General features: G+C 67.4%; 20 protein-coding genes and 1 pseudogene. 10 read left to right on the top strand and 11 right to left on the bottom strand.

Annotated elements, in window-relative coordinates; genetic code table 11:
- The first annotated feature begins 35 nt into the window (after positions 1–35).
- Positions 36–1,007, top strand: coding sequence for a 2,3,4,5-tetrahydropyridine-2,6-dicarboxylate N-succinyltransferase (gene dapD, locus AH6_RS10385; RefSeq protein ID WP_067477477.1), 972 nt, complete (start codon positions 36–38; stop codon positions 1,005–1,007).
- A gap of 227 nt (positions 1,008–1,234) precedes the next feature.
- Positions 1,235–1,903 carry a hypothetical protein gene (locus AH6_RS10380; protein WP_067477474.1) on the top strand — a complete coding sequence of 223 codons (669 nt, stop codon included), beginning with the start codon at positions 1,235–1,237 and terminating at the stop codon, positions 1,901–1,903.
- An 84-nt stretch (positions 1,904–1,987) separates the two neighbouring features.
- Here AH6_RS10380 and AH6_RS10375 read toward each other — a convergent pair whose 3' ends face one another.
- Positions 1,988–2,842: an SCO6745 family protein gene (locus tag AH6_RS10375; protein WP_083982576.1), complete on the bottom strand. Its 855-nt coding sequence runs from the start codon at positions 2,840–2,842 to the stop codon at positions 1,988–1,990.
- Positions 2,843–2,990: 148 nt separating this feature from the next.
- Entirely contained in the window at positions 2,991–6,407 is a 3,417-nt protein-coding gene (locus AH6_RS10370; protein WP_067477468.1) for an indolepyruvate ferredoxin oxidoreductase family protein, read from the bottom strand.
- Positions 6,408–6,530: 123 nt separating this feature from the next.
- Here AH6_RS10370 and AH6_RS10365 point away from each other — a divergent pair, with 123 nt between their 5' ends.
- Positions 6,531–7,019, top strand: coding sequence for an Lrp/AsnC family transcriptional regulator (locus AH6_RS10365; protein ID WP_218005769.1), 489 nt, complete (start codon positions 6,531–6,533; stop codon positions 7,017–7,019).
- Here AH6_RS10365 and AH6_RS45270 read toward each other — a convergent pair.
- The 3 genes from AH6_RS45270 to AH6_RS10350 form a co-directional block, all read right to left on the bottom strand.
- The gene (locus tag AH6_RS45270; protein WP_218005768.1) at positions 7,016–7,261 is read right to left on the bottom strand and encodes a potassium channel family protein; all 246 of its coding nucleotides are present in this window, start codon (positions 7,259–7,261) and stop codon (positions 7,016–7,018) included. The two genes, AH6_RS10365 and AH6_RS45270, sit on opposite strands and share 4 nt — an antisense overlap.
- Positions 7,262–7,550: 289 nt before the next feature.
- Positions 7,551–8,087, bottom strand: coding sequence for a DUF1269 domain-containing protein (locus tag AH6_RS10355; RefSeq protein WP_067477458.1), 537 nt, complete (start codon positions 8,085–8,087; stop codon positions 7,551–7,553).
- A gap of 18 nt (positions 8,088–8,105) precedes the next feature.
- The gene (locus AH6_RS10350) at positions 8,106–9,044 is read right to left on the bottom strand and encodes a S8 family peptidase (protein ID WP_067477455.1); all 939 of its coding nucleotides are present in this window, start codon (positions 9,042–9,044) and stop codon (positions 8,106–8,108) included.
- A 271-nt stretch (positions 9,045–9,315) separates the two neighbouring features.
- Here AH6_RS10350 and AH6_RS10345 point away from each other — a divergent pair, with 271 nt between their 5' ends.
- Positions 9,316–10,065 (top strand): trimeric intracellular cation channel family protein, encoded by a 750-nt coding sequence (locus tag AH6_RS10345; protein WP_067477452.1) that lies wholly within the window; start codon positions 9,316–9,318, stop codon positions 10,063–10,065.
- A 34-nt stretch (positions 10,066–10,099) separates the two neighbouring features.
- Entirely contained in the window at positions 10,100–10,936 is an 837-nt protein-coding gene (locus tag AH6_RS10340) for a glycosyltransferase family 2 protein (RefSeq protein ID WP_067477575.1), read from the top strand.
- 526 nt (positions 10,937–11,462) lie between these two features.
- On the opposite strand, the gene AH6_RS10335 is transcribed toward AH6_RS10340, so the two are convergent.
- Positions 11,463–12,440 carry a hypothetical protein gene (locus tag AH6_RS10335; protein ID WP_067477449.1) on the bottom strand — a complete coding sequence of 326 codons (978 nt, stop codon included), beginning with the start codon at positions 12,438–12,440 and terminating at the stop codon, positions 11,463–11,465.
- Between the two features lie 51 nt (positions 12,441–12,491).
- Positions 12,492–12,968: a hypothetical protein gene (locus AH6_RS10330; RefSeq protein WP_067477446.1), complete on the bottom strand. Its 477-nt coding sequence runs from the start codon at positions 12,966–12,968 to the stop codon at positions 12,492–12,494.
- Positions 12,969–13,931: 963 nt separating this feature from the next.
- Between AH6_RS10330 and AH6_RS43630 the strand changes: the two genes are divergently transcribed.
- The 4 genes from AH6_RS43630 (at position 13,932) to AH6_RS10325 (ending at position 20,052) form a co-directional block, all read left to right on the top strand.
- The gene (locus tag AH6_RS43630; RefSeq protein WP_157431393.1) at positions 13,932–14,165 is read left to right on the top strand and encodes a hypothetical protein; all 234 of its coding nucleotides are present in this window, start codon (positions 13,932–13,934) and stop codon (positions 14,163–14,165) included.
- A 429-nt stretch (positions 14,166–14,594) separates the two neighbouring features.
- Positions 14,595–18,509: an SGNH/GDSL hydrolase family protein gene (locus AH6_RS42260; RefSeq protein ID WP_083982567.1), complete on the top strand. Its 3,915-nt coding sequence runs from the start codon at positions 14,595–14,597 to the stop codon at positions 18,507–18,509.
- A gap of 231 nt (positions 18,510–18,740) precedes the next feature.
- Positions 18,741–19,415, top strand: coding sequence for a hypothetical protein (locus AH6_RS43625; RefSeq protein WP_157431392.1), 675 nt, complete (start codon positions 18,741–18,743; stop codon positions 19,413–19,415).
- A 427-nt stretch (positions 19,416–19,842) separates the two neighbouring features.
- On the top strand, positions 19,843–20,052 hold the full coding sequence (locus AH6_RS10325) for a transposase (protein ID WP_067477443.1): 210 nt from the start codon (positions 19,843–19,845) through the stop codon (positions 20,050–20,052).
- Positions 20,053–20,657: 605 nt separating this feature from the next.
- Here AH6_RS10325 and AH6_RS45265 read toward each other — a convergent pair.
- The 3 genes and pseudogenes from AH6_RS45265 to AH6_RS47190 form a co-directional block, all read right to left on the bottom strand.
- Entirely contained in the window at positions 20,658–20,870 is a 213-nt protein-coding gene (locus tag AH6_RS45265; RefSeq protein ID WP_067477437.1) for a hypothetical protein, read from the bottom strand.
- 18 nt (positions 20,871–20,888) lie between these two features.
- Positions 20,889–21,029: a hypothetical protein gene (locus AH6_RS45000; protein ID WP_174555086.1), complete on the bottom strand. Its 141-nt coding sequence runs from the start codon at positions 21,027–21,029 to the stop codon at positions 20,889–20,891.
- A gap of 133 nt (positions 21,030–21,162) precedes the next feature.
- Positions 21,163–21,264 (bottom strand): annotated as a pseudogene (locus tag AH6_RS47190) (hypothetical protein); the annotation flags it as partial.
- On the opposite strand from AH6_RS47190, the gene AH6_RS10310 reads away from it, so the two are divergent.
- The gene (locus AH6_RS10310; RefSeq protein WP_157431391.1) at positions 21,257–21,451 is read left to right on the top strand and encodes a hypothetical protein; all 195 of its coding nucleotides are present in this window, start codon (positions 21,257–21,259) and stop codon (positions 21,449–21,451) included. The pseudogene AH6_RS47190 and the gene AH6_RS10310 sit on opposite strands and share 8 nt — an antisense overlap.
- Before the next feature lie 19 nt (positions 21,452–21,470).
- On the opposite strand, the gene AH6_RS10305 is transcribed toward AH6_RS10310, so the two are convergent.
- Positions 21,471–21,743 carry a DUF4242 domain-containing protein gene (locus tag AH6_RS10305; RefSeq protein ID WP_067477431.1) on the bottom strand — a complete coding sequence of 91 codons (273 nt, stop codon included), beginning with the start codon at positions 21,741–21,743 and terminating at the stop codon, positions 21,471–21,473.
- Positions 21,744–21,784: the final 41 nt, after the last annotated feature.

Here is a 21,784-nt window from a genome sequence, read left to right as displayed (position 1 = left end):
GGCGTTGCGGCACCGACCTGGGTAACCTGCGCGACGTGACCGAAGCGAAGCGCAATGACTCCGGGGCGTTCGGCGATGGCATCGCCACCGTCACCGCCGACGGAACGATCCTTGACACCTGGTACCCCCAACCCCAGTTGGGCGAGCCCGCCGAGCCCAAGACGCGCCGCCTGAGCGACGCCGAGGCCGCCGACGTCTTCGGCGCCGACGCCGCCCTCGGCCCCGACGCCGCGCGCGGCGTGGAGACGGTCGCCGTCCGGGTCGCCATCGCCGACCTCAGCGCGCCGCCCGCCGACGCGCACGACGTCTACCTGCGCCTGCACCTGCTGTCCTCGCGCCAGGTGAAGCCGCACGAGATCAACCTCGACGGCGTCTTCGGCCTGCTCGCCAACGTCGTCTGGACCAACCACGGCCCCTGTGCCGTGGAGGGCTTCGAGCAGACCCGCCTGCGGCTGCGCGCCCGCGGCAAGGTCACCGTGGACGGCGTCGACAAGTTCCCGCGCATGACCGACTACGTGCTGCCCTCGGGCGTCCGGATCGCCGACGCCTCCCGCGTCCGGCTCGGCGCGCACCTGGCGTCCGGCACCACCGTCATGCACGAGGGCTTCGTCAACTTCAACGCGGGCACCCTCGGCGCGTCCATGGTGGAAGGCCGCATCTCGGCGGGCGTCGTGGTCGGCGCCGACTCCGACGTGGGCGGCGGCGCGTCCATCATGGGCACCCTGTCCGGCGGCGGCAGCGAGGTCATCAGCATCGGCGAGCGCTGCCTGCTGGGCGCCAACTCCGGCATCGGCATCTCGCTGGGCGACGACTGCGTGGTGGAGGCCGGCCTGTACGTGACGGCCGGGACCAGGGTCGCCGTCGGCGGCCAGTCCCTGAAGGCCCGCGAGCTGTCAGGCCGCTCCGGCCTGCTGTTCCGCCGCAACTCCGTCAGCGGCGCGGTCGAGGCCGTCGCGCGCGAGGGCAAGGGCATCGAGCTGAACGCGGACCTGCACGCCAACGACTGACCCAGAACACGCATCGGGGGGCCTCGCCACGGCGAGGCCCCCCGATCTGTTTTCGAGCAGTCCGACGTTCACGCTCGCGACGAAGCGACCGCGCCCACTCGTGCATCGGCTTCCGGCCACGTGGCCATGGGCGGCCATCCCCCACCCGAGCCCCACCCCCAAGAGGTCCCGTTGATGATCTAGGTTGGGGCGAAATCGCCGTAAAACCGGACGGAGCGGGGAGCGCCATGTCGGTGGACGAGCTGGTCGATGAACGCGAACGCCTCATCGAGGAATGGGACGAGGCCGTCGAGGAGCACCTCGCGGACTTCAAGGACTACACCCGGCTCATACACCAGCGTGAGCGCGTCCAGGCCGAGGTGACGGTGTTCGACGAGATCTACGGTGCCGTGATCGACACCGGCTCGCGGGTCGACGGCGATCGGCGGCAGGCGCAGATGGGCCTGGCGAACATCCTCCTGCGGGTTCGCTACGCCTTCGAGGAGGAGATCGTCGAAACGACCCTGCTCAAGCGCAAGGCCGACGGACTCCAGCACCTCTTCGAGCGGAACCAGGCCGTGTTGTCGGAGCTGGAGCGGCGGCTCTCGCGCCAGTACCGCGACGAGCTGGATACCTTCCACCAACTCGCCGACCTGCACGCCGAGTTCGCCCGGATGCAGCTCTCCGCCTCCCACCAGGCGTGGCGCGACACCTGGCAAGGCGCGATCACCAGCCAGGAGATGGTCGCCGAGCAGTTGGAACGGTTCGCCCCCGGCTCGGCGGCGTCCTGGCGGTTCCAGGCCCCGCCGACCTGGCCGCAGCCCCACCCCGGCTGGTCGCCGCAGCCCGACTGGCTGCCCGACCCGGCCTGGGAGATCTCCCGAGATCTGAAGTGGCACTTCTGGACCCGGGACTGACCTCGCTCACCGGCCCGCCAGCAGACGCGGACCCATGACACGCATCGGGGGCCTCGCCGCAGCGAGGCCCCCGACCTGTTCCGGCTACTTGCCCGCGCGGCCCAAAAGGCCCGCGTCCACCGCCGCGCGGCGCAGCGGGCGGGCCAGCTCGCGCAGGCGCTCGCAGCCCTCCTCGCCCAACGCCGCGTAGGCCGGGACTGACGCCTCGTCCGTGCGGTCCTCGATCTCCTGGCGCAGCCGCGCGCCGTCCTCCGACAGCTTCAGTTCCGCGTCGGCGGTCAGCAGGCCCGCCGACCGCAGCCGCTCCGCCCCCTCGCTCCACTGCTCCGCCGACCACGCCCGCGTGCTGGTCAGGAAGCGCGGCGAGATCTCGCCCGACGCCGCGTGCAGCAGGTTCGCCTCCAGGCCCGTCACCCCCGCCAGCACCAGCGCCGCGATGTGCCCGTCCCCACGGAACTCCCGCAGCAGCGTCTGGGCGTGCCACAACACCAGGTGCGGCGCGTCCGGCCACGGCAGCGCCGCGTGCGCCGCGAACAGCGGGCGGCCCTCGGGACGCTCGGTGGCCGCCAGCGCGGCTCGACGGGTCAGCTCGGCCGCCTCGGCGAGGTCCGGCGTGTCGACGGCCTCGCCCAGGCCGCGTCGCAGTGCCTGGTCAGCCGCCTTGAGACGCGCTGCCACCAGTGCCTCGGGCGCGGCGACGTCCCAGACTGCCGGGACGGCGTAGTGCACCAGCGCCGGGCTGAAGTTGAAGAACGTGGCGTGCACGACCTCGGCCGACGCGCGGCCCATCGGCGCCGCGCGCGAGCCGAAGTAGCCCATCGCCGTGTCGGTCACGCCGATCTCGGCGTAGGCGGCCGGGGCCTCCGGCACGAAGTAGATCATCGTGTGCAGGGGTTCCACGTCCCGCCAGGCACGGCGGGCGAGGGCGGGGGAAACCATGGTCATCTGCTCCTTGCTCGGGAACGGCGCTCCGGCCGCCGAGCGTACCGGCCGGTCGGTATGTCCCCGGCGGCGGGCGGGAACAGAGCGGCCCCGCCGTCCCGGGCGTCGTTGACCGGGAGGGCGGGGCCGCTGCCTGAAAGGGCCGCTAGGCGGGGACCGGCGCGCTGTTCCAGCGGACCAGCAGCTCGCCCAGCCGGTCCTGGTAGCGGGCCACGTTGGCGGTCTTGACGTCCTCGTAGCCGCGGATCATGTCCGGCAGCTCCGCGATCTCCACCGCCAGTCCGTGCCGCGCCTCGTCCAGCTCCGCCATCAGCCGCTCGACCACCGCGAGGTAGTCGGCGACCAGGCGGCGCTCCACCCGCCGCTGCTCGGCCAGGCCGAACGGGTCCAGCGGCGTGCCGCGCAGCCCGCGCATCGCTCGCAGCGCGTAGAAGGCGGGCTTGGCCGTCTTCCCGAGCGCGATCTTCTTGTCCATGCCCAGCGCCCGCAGGATCGGCGGGTGCAGCATGTACTTGATCTCAGAGCCCGCGCCGAACTGCTCCTCCACCCGCCGCCGCAGCGCCGGGTCCAGGTGCAGCCGCGCGACCTCGTACTCGTCCTTGTAGGCCATCAGCTTGTACAGGTTGCGCGCCACGGCGGTCGCGAGGCGCTGCCCGGCGACGCCCGCCGCCTTCTCCGCCCGCTCGACGCCGCGGACGGTGTCGAGGTAGCGGCGCGCCAGCGTCGCGTTCTGGTACTTGACCAGGTCCGGGACGCGCACGCGCAGCACCGACGCCAGGTCGTCGCCCACTGGGACGGCCGCCGGGGCGGGCTCCTCCACGCGCGCCCACGCGGGGTCCAGCACCATGCGACGGCCCGCGCGGAACGCCTGCACGTTCGCGGCCACCTGCACCCCGTTGACCTCGATGGCCTCCTCGACGGCCTTGGCCGACAGCGGCAGCAGCCCCGCCTGGTAGGCCGCGCCCACCACGATGAAGTTGGCCGGGGCGGAGTTGCCGAACCAGCGCTCGGCCAGCGCCAGCGCGTCGAACGCCACCATCCGGTCGGCGCGGGTGCGCGCCGCGATCTGCCCGACCAGGTCGGCCGACGGCGGCAGCTTGGCGGTCACGTCCACGATCATCTGGCCGGTCGGGACCTCGCCGGTGGACACCACAGCGCCGGTCCGGTCGGTGGCGCAGCGCCGCAGGTTCGTCTCGCTGGTCCCGGCGAGCGCGTCGAACACCAGGTACGCGTCCGCGCCGCCCGCGCCGATCTGGCCGGGCCGGTCGCGGTCGGTCCCGGTGACGCGCAGGTGCGACACCACCGCGCCCGCCTTCTGGCTCAGGCCGGTCTGGTCGAGGGTGCGGGCGTGCACGCCGTCCAGCAGCGCGGCGGTCGCCAGCACCTGGTTGACGGTGACGACGCCGGTGCCGCCGATGCCGACCAGCAGCACGTCGCCGGTGTGCGGGCGGTCGGCCAGCTCGCCCAGCTCGCCGATCTCCGGCAGGCCCTGCGCGCGCGACTTCTTCTTGCCCGGCACGACGGTGACGAACGACGGGCAGTCGCCGTCCAGGCAGGAGTAGTCCTTGTTGCAGGAGGTCTGGTTGATCTGCGTCTTGCGGCCGAACTCGGTCTCGACCGGCTCCACGCTCAGGCAGTTGGACTTGGTGCCGCAGTCGCCGCAGCCCTCGCACACCGCCTCGTTGATCAGCACGCGGGTGACCGGGTCGGGGGCCTGGCCGCGCTTGCGCTTGCGCCGCGTCTCGGCCGCGCACGCCTGGTCGTACAGCACCACGGTGACGCCCGGGACGTCACGCAGTTCGCGCTGCACGGCGTCCATCTCGTCGCGGTGCCGGACCGTCACGCCCGGGGCCCAGTCGGTGCCGCGCGGGTACTTGCCCGGGTCGTCGGCCACCACGATGATCTTCGCGACGCCCTCGGCGTGCAACATGCGCGTGACGGTCACCGGGTCCGCGCCGCCGTCGGCGTCCTGGCCGCCGGTCATCGCGACCGCGTTGTTGTACAGCAGCTTGTAGGTGATGTTGGTGTCCGCCGCGACGGCCTGCCGGATCGCCAGGCTGCCGGAGTGGAAGAACGTGCCGTCGCCGATGTTCTGGAACATGTGCTCGGTGCCGCTGAACGGCGCCGCGCCCACCCACATCGCGCCCTCGCCGCCCATCTGGGTGGTGCCGAGGCTGCGGTCCATGAACACGCTCATGATGTGGCAGCCGATGCCGCCCGCCGCCAGCGAGTCCTCCGGCACGGCCGTGGACCGGTTGTGCGGGCAGCCCGAGCAGAAGTACGGCGTGCGCGCCGGGGCCAGCATGTTGATCTTCGGGACGCGCGGCTTCAGCACCGGGTGCCGCAGGTCCAGGTGCTCCTCGCCGAGCCGGTCGGCCAGCAGCCGGGCCAGCGCGCGGGTGATGCGGTCGGCCTCCAGGCCGCCGTCGGCGGGGATCAGCGCCGCGCCGTCGGGGCCGCGCTTGCCCAGCACCGCCGGGCGCTCGGGCAGGTCGTAGAGGATGTCGCGGATCTGCGACTCCACGAACGGCCGCTTCTCCTCCACCACCACGATCTCGTCGAGCCCGGCGGCGAACGCGCGGATGCCGTCGCGGTGCAGCGGGTGGATCATCGCCAGGCGCAGCAGCCGCACGCCGCGCCGCTCCAGCGCGGCGTCGTCCAGGCCGAGCCGGTCCAGGGCCTCGCGCAGCTCCAGGTAGGTGCGGCCCGCGGCGACCAGTCCGACGCGGGCCTCGCCCGTCGCGCCCTCGACGCGGTCGAGCCGGTTGGCGGCGGCGAACGCGGCGGCGGCCTCCAGCCGTCCTTCCAGCACCTCCGGCTCCATGGCGGTGGTGGTCTTGATGTCGATGCCGGCCTTGCGGGTCGGCTTCCAGGGCCGCCCGCGCCAGGCGAACTCCGGCAGCACCGGCGCGCCGACGGGGGCGACGTCCACGACCTCGTGCGCGTCGGCCACGTCGGTGATGATCTTGAAGCCGACCCAGGCGCCCGAGTAGCGCGACATCTCGTAGCCGTAGCGGCCGAGGCGCAGCACGTCGCCGACCGAGGCGGGCACCAGCACCGGCATGAACGCGTCGGCGAGCGCGCCCTCGGTGGCCGAGGGGAGGGTGGAGGACTTGCAGGACGGGTCGTCCCCGGCGACCACCAGCACGCCGCCGCGCTCGGTGGTGCCGAGCCAGTTGGCGTGCTTGAAGGCGTCCAGCGACCGGTCCACGCCCGGGGCCTTGCCGTACCAGAGCCCGAACACGCCCTCGAAGCGCGGGTCGGGGAGCTGCGGGACGAGCTGCGACCCGTAGACGGCGGTGGCGGCCAGCTCCTCGTTGACGCCCGGGATGAAGCGGATGTCGTGGGCGTCCAGCAGCTTGCCCGCCCGCTGGAGCTGCTGGTCGAGGCCGCCGAGGGGCGAACCCCGGTAACCCGAGACGAACCCGGCGGTGGACCAACCCCGCAGCGCGTCGGCGCGCCTCTGGTCCAGCACCAGGCGGACGAGGGCCTGGACGCCGCCGAGGGCGATCCGGCCGGTCTCCAGCTCCAGCCGGTCCCGGAGCGGGGCGGAAACGGTCATGCTTCACCTCTGGTTCAACACGGTGTGATGAGGATCATTCACCCTCCCCGCTGAGCGACCTGCAAGATGACGGGCGCATAATTGAGCGGATTGCTCAGGTCCAGGCACGCCCCGTTTCGAGAAATGAGCGATGTGATGCGCGTCAACCTGCTCGACATCCAGATCCTGCGCCGCCTGGTCGAGCAGCCGCGCATCGGCGTGACCGAATTGGCCGCCAAGCTCGGCATCGCCCGCAACACCGCGCACTCGCGCGTCGAGCGGCTGGAACGCGACGGCGTGATCGGGCACCGCGGCCGCGAGGTGGACCTCGGCGCGCTGGGCTTCGAGCTGACCGCGTTCGTGACCCTGGAGGTCGCGCAGGGCCGCATCGCCGAGGCGTCGGCGGCGCTGGCGACGATCCCGCGCGTGCTGGAGGTCCTCGGCATCACCGGCCAGGGCGACCTGCTGGTGCGCGCGGTCGCGCCCAACGGCAAGCAGCTCCACGAGGTGATCGACTCGATCCTGGCCTGCCCCGGCGTGCGGCGCAGCACCACCTCGATCGTGCTGACCCACCAGGTGCCGTTCCGGATCGCGCCGCTGCTGGCCGACGAGGAGCGCCGCCGCTCCCGCTAGGGACGGCGGCGCAGCGCGCCGACGACCAGCGACAACGCCGTGGTGACGACGAGCAGGTCGAAGGCCGTCTGCACGGTGACGACGGCGCGCGCGGCCTGCCCGACGGCGACGATGTCGCCGAAGCCGACGGTGCCCAGCGTCGTCATCGCGAAGTAGAGGGCGTCCAGGCGTGTGCCGATGCCGTCGAACTGCCAGGCGAGCAGGAAGTAGACCGCCGCGAAGAACGCCACGACCAGCGTCACGACCGTGAGCAGCAGGGCGATCTGCTCGGTGAGCAGCCGCTCGGGGCCCAGCGCCCGCTGGACCTGGAGGCCGACCAGCCAGGTGACGGCGGCGAGGCCGAGGGCCAGCAGCAGGACACGCGGCAGCAGACGGTCGCGCGGATGCAGCGGGAGGGTGAACTAGACCCCGACGATCACCACGGCGGTGATCGTCGCGTTCAGCCAGGCGCGGACGCGGCGGCGCAGGTCGGGGTCGCTCATGGGGGCGTCCCCGCGCCCGGCGACGCCTCCGCCGCCGGGCGCGGACGGGTCAGGCGCCCTGCTCCCGGGACGCGCCCGGTGCCGCGGCCGCCGCGTGGGAGCGGGAGGTCTCGACGGCCTCGCGCAGGCCCTGCTCGTCCTCGGTGGACAACGACGTCTGGATGATCTGGCCGCCGAACTGCGCCATCTCGGGCACGACCTTGTCCGGGTTGCGCTTGTCGACCAGCACGAACACCGCCGCCGCGCCGGGGCGCAGGCCCTCGCCGAGGCGGCGCATGAAGTCGTCGTCCACGCCGGTGTCGGTCGCCGCGCCCACGGCCGCGCCGGTCGCGCCGCCGATCGCCATGCCGAGCAGCGGCATGAAGAAGATGAGCCCGATGAGGCCGCCCCAGGCCGCCCCGCCCAGCGCGCCGCCGGCGACGAGGCTGTTGGCCTGGTGCAGCTTGATCTTGCCGTCGTCCTTGCGCTCGACGACGACCACGTCCTCCAGCTCGATGACGTGCTCCTTCTGGAGCTGGACGAGCTTGTCGCGGGCCTGCTGGGCGGTGGCCAGGTCGTCGTAGGCGATGGCGATGAGGTCGCTCATGTGCGGTTTCTCCCCGTTCTATTGCTGCACGGCCGCGGCCGCGTCGACGATGCCGAGCCCGAGTCGCGGGTCCCTGGCGGGATTGGTGGCGGTCTGCCGGATGGTCTGCATGATCTGGTCGGGTGTCCGGCCCTGCCCGGCCAGCAGGGCGGCCAGCGCCGACACCTGCGGGGCGGCCATCGAGGTGCCGTCCAGCCGCCCGTAACCGGAGGTGCCGTCCTTGGTCTCCGGCGTCCGATAGGTGGGCAGCGTGGACAGGACGCCGACGCCGGGCGCGGTGACCTGCTCCTGCGCGCCGACGTTGGTGAACTCGGCGGGCCGCCCCCGCTGGTCGCTGGCCCCGACGATCAGGACCGGCGTGGATACCCTGTAGGGCTGCTTGGCGGTGCCGTCGTTCCCGGCGGCGGCGACGACCACCGCGCCCTTGCCGTGGGCGTAGGTGAACGCCTGGTTGAGGACGCCGCCCTTGATGAGCCGCGACATCAGCCCCGACTCGCCGAGCGAGAGGTTGATGACCTTCGCGCCGTGGTCGGCGGCCCAGAGGATGGCTTTGGTGATGGTGGCGTTGTCGCCCGACCTCAGGGTGTTCAAGGCCCGGACCGGCATGATCCTGGCGTCCGGCGCACTCCCGGCGATGCCGACGCCGTTGTCGGTGACGGCCGCCGCGATGCCGGACACATGGGTGCCGTGCCCGTTCTGGTCCTTGGGCTCATCGTCGTTGTCGACGAAGTCGTAGCCGTCGACGAGGTTGTCCTTGAGGTCGGGATGCCCGAGATCGGCCCCGGTGTCCACGACGGCGATGGTGACGCCCCTGCCGGTGGCGTCCCGCTTCCAAGCGCCGGGCAGCTTCATGGCGTTCAGCGCCCACTGTTGGTCGCGCATCGGGTCGGCCTTGGCACTCGACCCGCACCCGGCGACGGCGACGAGCACGACGCACCCCGCCAGCCAGCCCCGCATCGCACCCCTCCACCGTGTCGGCCCCCGCCCTAAGTGATCTTTCCGGGAGGGATCAAAGCCCCGCTGCGACCCGGGCAATGAACTGCCAAAGCTCCGCTACGCCGCCCCGCGCCCGGGTGACCACGCGGGAGGATCCGGCGACGGAGGGCCTGGTGGCGCCGCCGCGGCGCTCCCGACCTGGCTGCTGGCGTCAGGCCGTCCGGCAATGCAAATACCGAAGAACGCCCCACAGCATCGGCCCGCTAACGCACGGTGACCATAGAATCCGCAGGTGCGTTTCGAGGCGATCACAACGCTGCTGGACCTGGCCGGGGTGCTGGCCAACGCGATCCTGGGCGGCGCGATCGCCCGGCAACGCAATCTGGACCTGTTCGGCTTCCTGGTGATCGGGGGGATCTCGGGCCTGGGCGGCGGCGTGCTGCGCGACACGCTGCTGCAACACGGCACACCGGTGGCGCTGATCGACCCCTTCTACATCCCGACGGCCCTGGCGGGCGCGACGCTGGCGTTCGTCCTGAACGTGCACCATCGGGCGTGGAACCAGATCTTCAACATCCTGGACGCCGCGGCCCTGAGCCTGTGGGCGGCGGCAGGCGCACAGATGTCCCTGGCCGCGGGCCTGGGCTCAGGCCCGGCGATCCTGCTGGGCACCCTGACGGCCGTAGGCGGCGGCGCAACGAGAGACCTGCTCCTGCAACGAGTCCCAGCGATCCTGGGAGGCAACGCCCTGTACGCGTCGATCGCGGTCCTGGTGGCAACGCTGCAAGTCCTGTGCTCAGCCCTGGGCGCACCCTTGGTAGTAGGCACAGCGGTAGGAATCCTGGGCGGCTCGATCCTGCGCCTGATAGCGGCCTGGCGAGGCTGGAGCTTGCCGAACGGCCTGGACTGGAAACCACGCGAGACATGGACGAAAGTCGTCCAATACACCTCAATCCCACACCGCGACGAACTGAAGGTGAACCTGCGAAAGAAACCTCTGCCAGACGAGCGCAACCAACACCACCGAAAGAAGCCCTCGTGACAACCCCCCAAGCGTCGACGCGATCGTGCTGACGATGAACGACCGCCCTACGGAGTTCGCCGAAGCGATGGCCTCCCTGCTAGCTCAGACCGACGTGGCCCTGAACGTGGTCGTGGTGGGCAACGGCTGCGAGCCGGACAACGTCCCCGATGGCGTCCGCACGGTCACCCTGTCGAAGAACGTCGGCATCCCCGAGGGCCGCAACGTAGGAGCCGAAGCACTCCAGAATGGCGAGTTCCTGTTCTTCTTCGACAACGACGCGCTCCTACCGACCAGCGATACCCTCGCGCGCCTGATCGCCGAGCTACGCCACCACCCGACCGCCGCCTACGCGCAACCCCGCATAGCTGACCCGGCTACCGGCACCACCCTTGCCCGCTGGGTACCTCGTTTGCGCGGAACCGACCCCACGCGGCCCGGCACCGTCGCGAGCATGTCCGAAGGCATCATCGTGATCCGCCGTGCGGACTTCGAGCGTGCGGGCGGCTGGCCAGGCCACTATTTCCTGTTCCACGAGGGCCTGGACCTGGCCTGGCGACTGTGGAACCTGGGCAAGACCGGCTGGTACGCGCCGAACGTCACCGTCCACCACCCGGCGACCAGCCCGACCCGCCACGCCACCTTCCACCACCTGAACGCCCGCAATCGGGTCTGGGCCGCCTACCGCAACCTGCCCGCCCCGCTGCTCCCGCTCTACCTGGCGATATGGACACCCCTGACCTTCGCCCGCCTACGCACCCGTAACGCGGCAAGAGCGACCCTGACCGGCTTCCGCGAAGGCTTCACCACCCGCCAAGCCCAGACCCGCCGCCCGATCACCTGGCACACCGCGGCTCGCCTGACCCGAGCCGGCCGTCCCCCGATCATCTGACGGGCATCCGCTCATATCCGGAAGTCGGCACCGTCAATCTCGAACCAAGGCACCCATGTGGGCCATGACTTCATGAAACGACCGCCATCACTGTGCTTCGTCGTCATGGGCGTCCAACCCATTCGGCGTCACAACTCGAGGATTTCGGAGGGGAAACCAGCGGGAGAACGCGGGTTCGGTGGCCTCCGGCTCAGCGGCTTTGCCCCGGCCAGAGCCATCCCGCAGATTCCTCGAAGTATCCCTCCCCGTCCGCCTCCTGTGCGACGCCAGGCCGACATGGCTCCGCTCGATCAGTTGCAGTGCTGAGTACCGTCAAGTCTGCGATCACCAATACCAACGCACCACTGCTGTTCGTATCCGGGACATCCTGCGCGAGTTGGGAAATCGGTCATCGCCACCCGAGCGACAAGGTCTACCAAGGCCCGAAGCGGCGGTGGCCATTGTGCTTGTGGATTGTGGATCATCGAGTGCCGGCGCCACCATAGTGGCGCCGGCACCGGATAAGGCGGGGACGTGAGGTGCTGGCTCAGGACCCGTAGCGGTCCTTGGCATCACGCAGAGCGGTGACCTGCTCGGCGACCGCTTCCTTCAGGGGCGTCAGCTCGGCGGCGTGCTTCTTGATCGCGGCCTGTTGGAGGGCCACCTCGACACCGTGCTCGATCTTGACCAGGTCGGTGCGCTGTTTGCAGGCGACATCGGCGACAGCGGTCTGGACTTCGCGCGGCGTGATGGCCTTGTCCAACTCCCACGCGGGATCGGTCGCGGCCTTGATGGGGTTGGCGTAGCGGAATCCTTGCTCGGCCATGCAAGCCGACCACTTGTGGAACACCGCCACGGTGGTGGGGTGGGACTGGGTCTTCAGATAGGCCTGACGTTGCAGCGTGGCCGCGAGCATGACCGTCTTCTGGGAGACCTGGTTGGAGCCGGACAGACGCAGGGCACGGGATGTCTCGCCGATGCAGCCGCCCTCGGGCACGGTTTTACCCTGGTACTCCTTGATCGCCAGGAGCCGGACTTCGGCACGCCGGTTCGTGTCGACCGGGGCCTGGCCGGTCAGGACCTGCTTCTGCTCGGAAGTGAGTTGGTCGTCGCCTGCTGCACGCGTGGACGTCTCCTCCGTGGAGCGCATCGCTGGAGGCAGGTGGTAGCCGCGTTCCTTGGCGGATACGGCGTCGGAGATGCCGTAACGCCTGCTGTCGGCGGCAGCGGTACCCGCCAGGAAGCGGCTTGTGATGTCGGGGGTGTCAGCCAGGTAGCTGATCCCGAAGCTCTTCATGCACGCACGGGTCACGATGTTCTCAGCGTTGACCTGTTCGGCGTGCTGCTGGGCGCTCAACTGGTAAGCGTCCAGCGGGAGGCTGAGAACCATGTTGGTGTTCTGCGGAGGCTTGTCAGCCTGGGCGGTGGGCGGCGGCCCGGTGAGGACCAATGCCCCGGCGGCCGACAACAGGCCGGTGGCTCCCGCCCCGATGGCGATCGCCTTGACGTGCTTGGTGAGGCGCATTGAGTCTTGCCTTTCCGGTCATGTCGATGGGAGCGGTCGGCGAATCGCCTGTCAGCAGGCGTTTCCTCGACCGGCAGACGCCTCGTTGTTGGCCAGTACCGAGTTCAAGGTCCCCCACCTGTAGGCACCCACCCAGTTGTAGTCGCCGACGGCGTTCTCATACACCCAGGTGGTGGCGCCGTAGCAGCGGTTCGAGGCCAGGGAGTGGGCGTTGTTCCGGACCACCTGTCCATTGGGGCGGCTTCCGTCGAATCCGTAGCAGGAAAAGGTGTTGTAGCTCAGGTTTCCCTGGAACGCGTTGGATCCACATGCCCCGAGACCCGCCAAAGGCCCGCGCAGCCTGGATGCGTAGGTGAGCGCCCATCCCGAGGTTCCGCTGATGGAGGGGGTGTTCCCGCCGTTGCTGCCGACGTCGATCCTCCAACCCTGCGCCTGGGCCGTCGGACCGGTGAGCAGGAACGCTCCCGCCAGGGCTCCGCCCGTGATCAGGCTGGACACGGCGACCTTGCGCACCTTCTCGGATTTCATAGGTCTCCTTTCCCTCTTTTGTCGAGCACTGAGTACTGCAGCACTGCCATGCCTGTAAGGAGGGTCGGTTTTGGCATGTGAACGCTCGGCTCGTTGACGATGGCTAGGATCTTTGCCTGTTCGACAGAATAAGTAAAGCCTATTTTCTGAAATGGTTGCTGACTGCCAGTGATCGCCACTGCGTCTCAACTGGGCTGTGAAGTGGAACGCCGGCATGTGCAGAAGGCCGTTCCGCCTGATCAAGGCTATGTGCGGGTCTTGCATCTGCTGGTTACGGCCGGTTGAGAGGTTCTACGTGGTCATGGCCACAGTCGCAAGTGGTCGTGGCTTCGCCATTGAGCGTCTGTAGGGAGTATCCGCGCTGGTAACTGGCCATCACTGCGATCCACTCGCTGAACGGCGACTAGGGGCCTGACTGGATGACAGTCTGTGAGTACAGCATCCTGCTCGCCACTGTCCCAATGCGGCCAGGCGAACATACTGACTTGACAAGCGAGTTTTGTCGATGATCACACTTGGTTCACTCGATAACGATAAAAGTTGTCATGGAGGAGTTGCGACATTGCGCTCTATCATCCCCCTCAAGCCGTCCTCTCAACGCCCAAGCCGGGGACCACCAGCTACCGACCAGTGTGGTGGTGTCGCCACACCGAGGATGGCGGCTGCAAACTCCAGCGCGTCCGGAACCGCTTGGGGCATCGACTCCTGCTCATCTCGCTGGAGAGCACCAACCGCGGCAGTCGGCGCTACACGCGCGAGCAGCGCACCATCAATAACCGAAGCGGATCACGGCAACGGTGAGGGTGGCGCAGTGTGGACTTCCCGACACTCTCCCAGCAGGTCTTCCACAAGTTTCTCTTTGGAGGAACGCCAGTGAACCGTTTTCACCGAGCCGTTGGACCGTCGCGCACGTCACCGGCAGCGCTCCGCCGTCCTACCTCTCCCGGTGTCCGTCTTTCGTCCATGGGCGAGGTCGGCCTGATCGAGAAAGCCTGCGCGACCGCGGCGCGTCGCTGCCTGTCCTCGTCGGGACTCGCCAAAACCTCCCTACCGATCGCCACGACTTTCCTTGACGGGCAGAACCGCAAGGTCGTGGCATGCCTGAAGCCCAAGGCCGCAGCCGAGCATGGCTATGACGGAGACGGGTTCCCGGGTGACGACGGCAAGCATCCAGCCTTGACCGAAGTGCGCAACTGAGCTCCGAGCGGGGCCAGCGCCCGTTCGGCCAGGCGTCCAGAGCCAAAGAACCCAAGGTCGCTGTCCGGGACGCCAAGTGTCAGCGGCGAACCCACCCGGTCGGCTAGCCCAAGCGGTGAAGATCGCTCACCGGAAGAAGGTCGTCAACGACAACCGCGTGTCCGCTGAAGGCAAGCAGGTGGTGTCCACCTGGCCGCGCAACGCCAAGACCGTCATCGCTTGGAGCTGCACCCAGCTACCAGGACAGCCCGGGCAACGGGGCGGGCCGCAGGTATCGCCAGGCGACGCCTGCCGTCCGGCCGATCTGTACCTGCTACCGGCGGAGAACACACATCTCCTCGCTCAGGGGTGCCCTGGGGACAGGGAGGTGCCTTATTCCACGCCCAAGAAGAATCCAGGTGAGAAGTGAAACACCGAAGATCTCTCATCATGGCGACGGCCTTCGCCCTGTCAATCTCGCTGGCCGCGCCCGTCGATGCCGCCACTGTCGCCTTGCGGCGACCTCTCTCCCAATCGAAGCCGTCCCCCGGCTCCCCGAAAGCGGGAACTCTGGCGCCCAAGCCGAGCGACCGGCCGCCACTATCGGAAATCGCCCCTGGTGACCGCCGTCGCGTCTTGGGCGCCGATTGGCGTGCCTCACGCGACCGGGCCTGGTCCACCATCGGCGACGCCACCGGATTCCACGTCCTGATATCTGACAAGGACGACGGCTACCGCTGGCACACCGCGGCCACCCTGTCGGAGCCGGGCCTGGACGCCGATATGTGGATCGGCAACGCATGCGTGACCGGCTCAGGCCGTCGCGCCGTGGTCACCTATGCTCCCCGTAGTTTTACCAACAAGCCCGACCTGATGCTGCGTGGAGCTTTCACCGCCATCGTCGACCTGGAGAGCGGTAAAGTCCGCAAGCTCAAGACCCGCTCATCCCTGGCATACTTCAGCCCCGGCTGCGGCACCTCGGAAAAGGCAGTTTTCACTCAGTACCCCAAGGAGACCAAAAACGCTTCTCGCCTCGTGGCCGTCGATGCCGCCGATGGCGCGATCGAACTTCCCGTTGAGCTGGACGGCCAGATCTCCTCGGCGGTACCGGTTGCCGACGGGTTCGTCGCGGCCGACTCGGCCCGAGTCGTCAAGATCACTCCAAACGGTGCCCGGACACAGGTGGCGGCGGCCAGACAGGTACCCTTTCAGTTCAACGCCGACAGCAAGGGCGGCGTCGTTTTCCTGGATCGCGAATCCAGTCCTTCCCCCGCCGCCGGGGCCCAAGCAGGGCGGCAGCGCGCTGTTGTCCGTCGAGTCGACGCTGTACAGATCAAGCATCCACGCGCTCCTCACGCCATCCCCACAACACTGGCCGACGGGCCCCTCCAAGATGTCGATCTCACGCGTAGCGCCAACGGACAAGTGTTCATCACCGGTGCCGCTACCCCACGTACTTCACTGCCGACCTCCGTCACTCTGATCGAGGGGACGCCCCGCGGAGCCAAGGCCACGACTCGCGCGGAATCACTGGTGACGCGCACTGCATGGGCTGACGGCCACGATCCCCGCAACGCAGGCATAGGACCGGGCGACCCGCGCCCCACCGATATCAACATCACCGCCCTTAACACCCGCCGAACGGCGACCTTCCAGATGCTGCCGGGCGGCGGAGCCGGCACTGCCGAACGCTCTCCGCTGTTAAAAGCCGCCGCCGACTCCGTCGATCCGGACGCCATCTGCGCCGTCCCGCGTAACAGCACCGTCAAACATGCGCTGCAGCCAACGCCTCGCCAGGTCGAATGGGCCGTCAACCAAGCGATCACCGGAAACCTCAACAAGCACATCAACCGTCCCGCAGGATGGATGGGCCTCGGGATGGGCGCCTACCAGCCCCAGACGCTGTTCCCTCTTCAGAGCCTGGTCGGTGGCGGCCGAATCCCGGCACAAGTGTTCCTCGGCATCATCGCCCAGGAATCCAATATGTGGCAGGCCTCCCGGGTTGTGATGCCCGGTGCCACCGGAAATCCGCTGATCGGCAACTACTACGGCATCGCCTATGAGCCCGATGGCACCCAGGGGGATCCCTGGAAGATCGACTACAGCAAGTCCGACTGCGGATACGGCGTCTCGCAGGTCACCGACGGGATGACCAAGGTCTCTGCGATGAGCAGGCTCCAACAGGAGGCCATCGCGTTGGACTACACCGCCAACATCGCTCGCGGTGTCAACATCCTCATCGAGAAATGGAATACGACGAGAAACGAAGGTCTGGTCGTCGATAACGGTGACCCTAAATGGGCCGAGAACTGGTTCTTCGCCATATGGGCCTATAATAGCGGCTACCATTCCAAAGCGCAGGCTAACAACTATGACGGTAAATGGGGTGTGGGGTGGACCAATAACCCCGCCAATCCATTGTGGAAGTTCAACCGCCCCCCATTCCTGGAAAAAAGTGGCGGTGTCGGCGACGACTATGAACACGCCTCCCACCCTCAGGACTGGCCCTACCAGGAGAAGGTCCTGGGTTGGGCCGGGCGCCCGCTCTTCGCCGCCGAAGCGCCGAACAAGATGGTCGCGGGCTACCGGGCCGCTTGGTGGAGCACATATGATACTCGATCCACAGTCAAGCCACGCGAGGATCTGTTCTGCACATCCGCTAACCTGTGCAGTCCCGATAAGATGGGTGACAATGCCAGTAATGACCCGGGGAAGGGACCCTGCGGCCATAAGGACCTGTATTGCTGGTGGAATGCAAAAATTAGCTGGAAATCATGTGCTGCTGGAAACTGTGCCAACGAAGTGCTGAGATTTGACAGCACTTATCCTGAGCAGCCCAACGGAGTATCGTATATATCGCGGTGCGACACTGAAGGGCTTCCGAGTGGAGCTCTGGTCGTCGACGATGTTCCTGACTCGACTCCCATTCATCGAGATTGCAAAGCCCCTCCAAAGCCGACCAGTGGGACTTTCGCGCTCGAATTCGCCAGTGATTCGGCTAAGATCGACCTCCATCAGATAGGCGCAGCCTACAGTGGCCATTTCTGGTTCACGCATACCCGTCGGGTAGATGCTGCGGGTGGGCGGCTCCAGATGAAGGGAACCTGGAAGCTGAACCGCTCCTTGAACTCCTGGACCCGTATCCTGGTTCACCTGCCCGACCACGGCGCTCATACTCAGCAGGCCAAGTACGAGATTGACCTGGGAAACGGGAACTTCAGTCGCGAACGGTATATCAATCAAAAACGCATGTCTAATAACTGGGTCTCGCTCGGGGTATACCAGGTAAATGGAGTCCCGCGAGTCCGGCTTGGCTCGGTCACCGGGGAAGGGGACGGCAGTGAAGACGTCGCCTGGGATGCCATCGCTTTCCAGCCGTTGAGCTCCAAGCCGAAGCATTTTGTTGCTGCGCTGGGTGATTCCTACAGTTCTGGCGAAGGCGCCGGCTCCTACTATGCTGAGACAGACAGCGATCACGGCTCCTCTCGGTGGAACGCCTGTCGCCGCAGCCGCAACGCCTGGCCCAGGAGGATGAGCCTTCCTGACAGCAATCAATCGGTCGGAGATCTCGCTGATCAATGGGATCCCAACGTAGAGTTCGGGTTCGCGGCATGTTCGGGAGCATGGAACCGCAACCTCATCGGCGAGTACTACGACGTAGATGGGAATTACCCCAGCTATCCGATCTCCTGGGACAGACCCAGGGAGTACGAACTCGGAGAGGGGCAGTTCAGGGAGGTTCCGCAGGCCCAGTCCGGCGTTCTGGACGAGAATACGACGCTCGTCACCCTGACTATCGGTGGAAACGATCGGTATACCTTCGCCAGCGTGATGCAGGAATGCGGTACCCCAGCCTCTTCCTGCTCGCCAGCGGACTACAAGCCAAAGATTGCCGAATCGGTCGCCAATGCCAGGAGGACTCTGGTTGACATCCGGAGAAAGGCGCGGAATGCCAATATCGTCCTCGTTGGTTATCCGGAACTGCTCAGCAAACGTCACGAGTGTTCAGGGGCGCTGACCTATACCCTCGGTGAGGCGAACGAACTGGCCTCGCTGGTGCGCTACGGAACGACCGAGCAGAAGAGCATGGTCGATGACCTGGCGAAGACCGATGCCAAGATATTTTATGTGGACAAGGTGTGGAACAAATTTACAGACCATTCGGCCTGTGACCCAGACGAATGGATCCACGCTCTCAGGAATGGGCCCAACGGTGATGGGGACTTCCATCGGGGCGACCGCGCGTCTAGACTTTGCTTCGTCAACGGGGAGTTGTGCCTCAGTCGTGAAGCGTTCCATCCCAATGAGGAAGGGACAAAGCAATACGCTTACTACGTAAGCGCGGCCCTGAAAGGTTTCCTCTAAGGGCCAGCGACGTCCCCAGGTCGCCGATCGGCGGCTGGCATCCCTGGTGCCTCGTGGTAGGGCAGGCACCAGGGACGCCTCGCTGCACTAGCGGTACTTCGTTTCGTCCTTTGGTCGGCAAGGAAGGTACCTGTGGCTACTGGTTCGCCCACTGACGGACGACCGGCGGAACGCGGGCCAGGGCGACGGGAGCGGTTCGGCCGAGTGCTTCCCGTGATGATAGCGCTGGCCATGGTGCTCATCATCCTGGTGTTGCTGTTGTGGTTTGGAATTTCCCGGTGGCTGGGGAAGCCACAGCGCGATGCCGAAGAAGCGGTCAAGGAACAAGCGAGTGCTGTGTTGGTCGCAGCGGCTCGTGATGGGCTTATCGACAAGCATGCGGCATTGCGCGCGGCAAGGATTTCTGCTTCTCGTCTAGTGCGCTTTGAGGACTCGGGTAAGCATGCGCGTATCGATGTCATGCGTCCGGGGTATGGTGGATTCCATGGCAAAAGCGTGGCCGAATTCTGCTACAGATTTTCTATCGCAAAGCAGTCTGTTGGGGACGTTGCGAAAGTTACGGCGAACAAACTGGGACGCTGCCCGCGCCCTGTCGAGAGCGGTCGTGATGCCCTAGAACGTATCCGGCTGGCCACTGAGGTGACCCGCGATAGGCTGGCCGAAGCCGCTGCTGATGCTGAATTTTCTCAACAGCGCACGCGAGCGGCTGTCCATGGCGAACTCGGAGACCTGTGGGCATTTGGCTGGACAGGCAAAAAGGCCATCATCACAGTCGACTATATCTCTCTGACTTCTGCGGGAGAGATTGAAGCGGTCAAATGTGTCCAGTTCACCGTCGTTCGTGAGACGCGTGGAGGCGATGTGGTAGCACTTCCACTTCCCGAGTGTCCGTTAAGGCAGGAGTAGGAATTACCTTTCGTAATTCCGGTATTCTTCACTGCCGTACGGATGTAACCTGCCCAAGCGGCTGCTGACCACTTCGGATGATGCCGATTATTCCCGGTCCGGGGCGTGGCCTGGATGTCGGATGAGAGGTGAGCGTCTCAAGCCTGACCACCTTGGTAGTGGTCAGGTCTCTAAGTTTCGGGACCGGTGGAGCGGGTGACGGGAATCGAACCTGCGTAGCCAGTTTTGAAGAGCCAAAACCCGTCCAGTATCTTCATTCGCCGATCAAGTCATTGCCTGCATTCGCTCTGTAGGTGAACGTCGTGGTTGGTAGTACGTTTGTGTGGCGCGTGGTGATGTGACCGGTGAGGAATGGGTGCTGATCGAGCCGTGGCTTTTGCTGGGCGCGCGTAGTTCGGTTCCTGACTTGCAGTGACAGTTAAACGGAGTGATCTGGCGGTTCCGGATGTATAGCCCGTGGCGGGATGTCTCTGAGCAGTATGGGTGGTGGTCAACGGTCTACGACCGGTTCCGGGCGCGGACGGTCACGGGCGTCATGCAGAACCTTCAAGAACAGATGATCGCTGAGGCCGCCACTCGCGGCGAGGTTGATCTGAGCTTGGTCAGCGTCGATTCCACGATCGAGCGCGCCCACTAGCACGCGGCGGGGACGCGGCTGGATCCCGAGCAGTTCCAAGCGCTGCATAGGGCGGCCGGGGACGAAACCGCGGATCGACGAGCCCGGCGACCAGCCATCCTTCTGGCGGTGGGCGCGGCGACAAGGAGCGATCCGGCTGAAGGTCGCCCTGCTGGGCCGGTCTCGCGGCGGGCTGACCAGCAATACCCACCTGTCGGCCGACCGGTGCTGCCAGCCGTTGTCGTTCGCCCTCACCGCGGGCCAGACCGCTGGCAGTCCCCCGCTTCCAATGGGCATTGCGTCCATCAAGGTGCGCGGCCGCATCGGACGCTCCGCACCCGTCCCGGCGCGATCGCGGCGGACAAGGCCTGCTCCTCCTGCGTCAATCGCGCGTATCTGCGCCGACGCCGCATCAATTCCCCAAAAGCCCGACCAAGCCGCCCGAGGCGACCCGTTGCCGGGCGGAGCAGGACGTCCAGCGCGTCGTAGAGGCCGGGGCCGACCGTCGCGAGCCACTCGATCGCGTGTACGAGGCTGCCGACGGCGGTGGCCTCGACCGACACCTCGATGCGCAGGTCCTCCTTGATGACGACGCGGTGCGCGCGGTCGCCGGACGGCGGCTGCGGTCAGTCCGGTGCGCAGGAGGCGTGGATGCGGGTGACGTGCTCGATGACGATGCGCGGCTCGCCGTCCACGACGCCCTGCTCCTCCAAGCGGACGGCGCCCTGAGTGTCGGCGGCGAAGTCGCCCATGGTGGCGGTCGTGGTGTCGGCTTCCAGGGGGCGGCGGTCCAGTGTCTCGCGGATGTCGTCGAGCTCGGTGCCGAACGCGTGGTCCATCAGCCGAATCCGCCCGCCTCACGCCATGGCCGGGACGGCCGCGGTGAGCGTCGGATCGCGCGTCTCGACGGGCGCGTTCGCCGGGTTGTGGTGCGCGTCCGCCGCCGCGATGGCGAGTTGTCCGACGTTGCCGGTGCCCCGGGCGAGTGTAGAGATCACGTCCGGGGACCGGCAAGCGTTGGGGCGGGTGGCCGGGAACGTACCGGTTCAGCGGGCCGCGCCGAGGCAGAGCAACGTAGCCCTGCTTTCCGACCTCGCCCTTCCAGAAGGCGCTGAGGGTGCCCTGGTAAGGCGCGCACAGCGTCTTGCCGTTCTGGTCGAACTGGTACTTGTACTTGTCGTCGACGCGGCCGAGGACCCTGTAGGCCGCCGTCGCGTCCGTGCACTTGACGATCTTCAGGTCGTCGCTGCCCGGCGTCGCGACGCAGTCGCCCGCCTTGGCGCGGTCGGGGCTGCCCTGGGACGCCCATGCGCCGAGCGCGACGAGCCCGCCGACCAGTACCACGATCACCGCGAGCACCACGATCCAGCGCCCAGTCGACGAGCGTTTCCGCGGCGGGTGCCCCGGCTGCTGGACGTAAGCCATCTGCCTGCCTTTTCCTAGTGGTAGAAGTACGGGTCGAGGACGCTGACCTCGGTGATCTGGTCGGCCGGGAGGTTCGCCGCCTGGGCGGCCTCGCGGATCGCCGCCGGGGACGGCCCGTCGTAGATGCAGTAGCTGACGCTCTTGTCCGGGCTGACGTAGGAGTGGACCCAGGTGACGCCGTGCTTGGCGTTCTCCTCGACCACGTCCAGGCACGCCTTGGCGCCGTCGGCGTCGACCGGGATGAACAGGCCGTCCGCAAAGTTTCGCTGGACCAGGTATCGCGGCATGTCGCACGCTCCTTCTCTCTGAAGGCACCAGTGTCGGAGCG

Source organism: Actinomadura hibisca NBRC 15177, from assembly GCF_001552635.1.
Taxonomy (GTDB): domain Bacteria; phylum Actinomycetota; class Actinomycetes; order Streptosporangiales; family Streptosporangiaceae; genus Spirillospora; species Spirillospora hibisca.
This window is presented reverse-complemented; position numbering and strand designations above follow the sequence as displayed.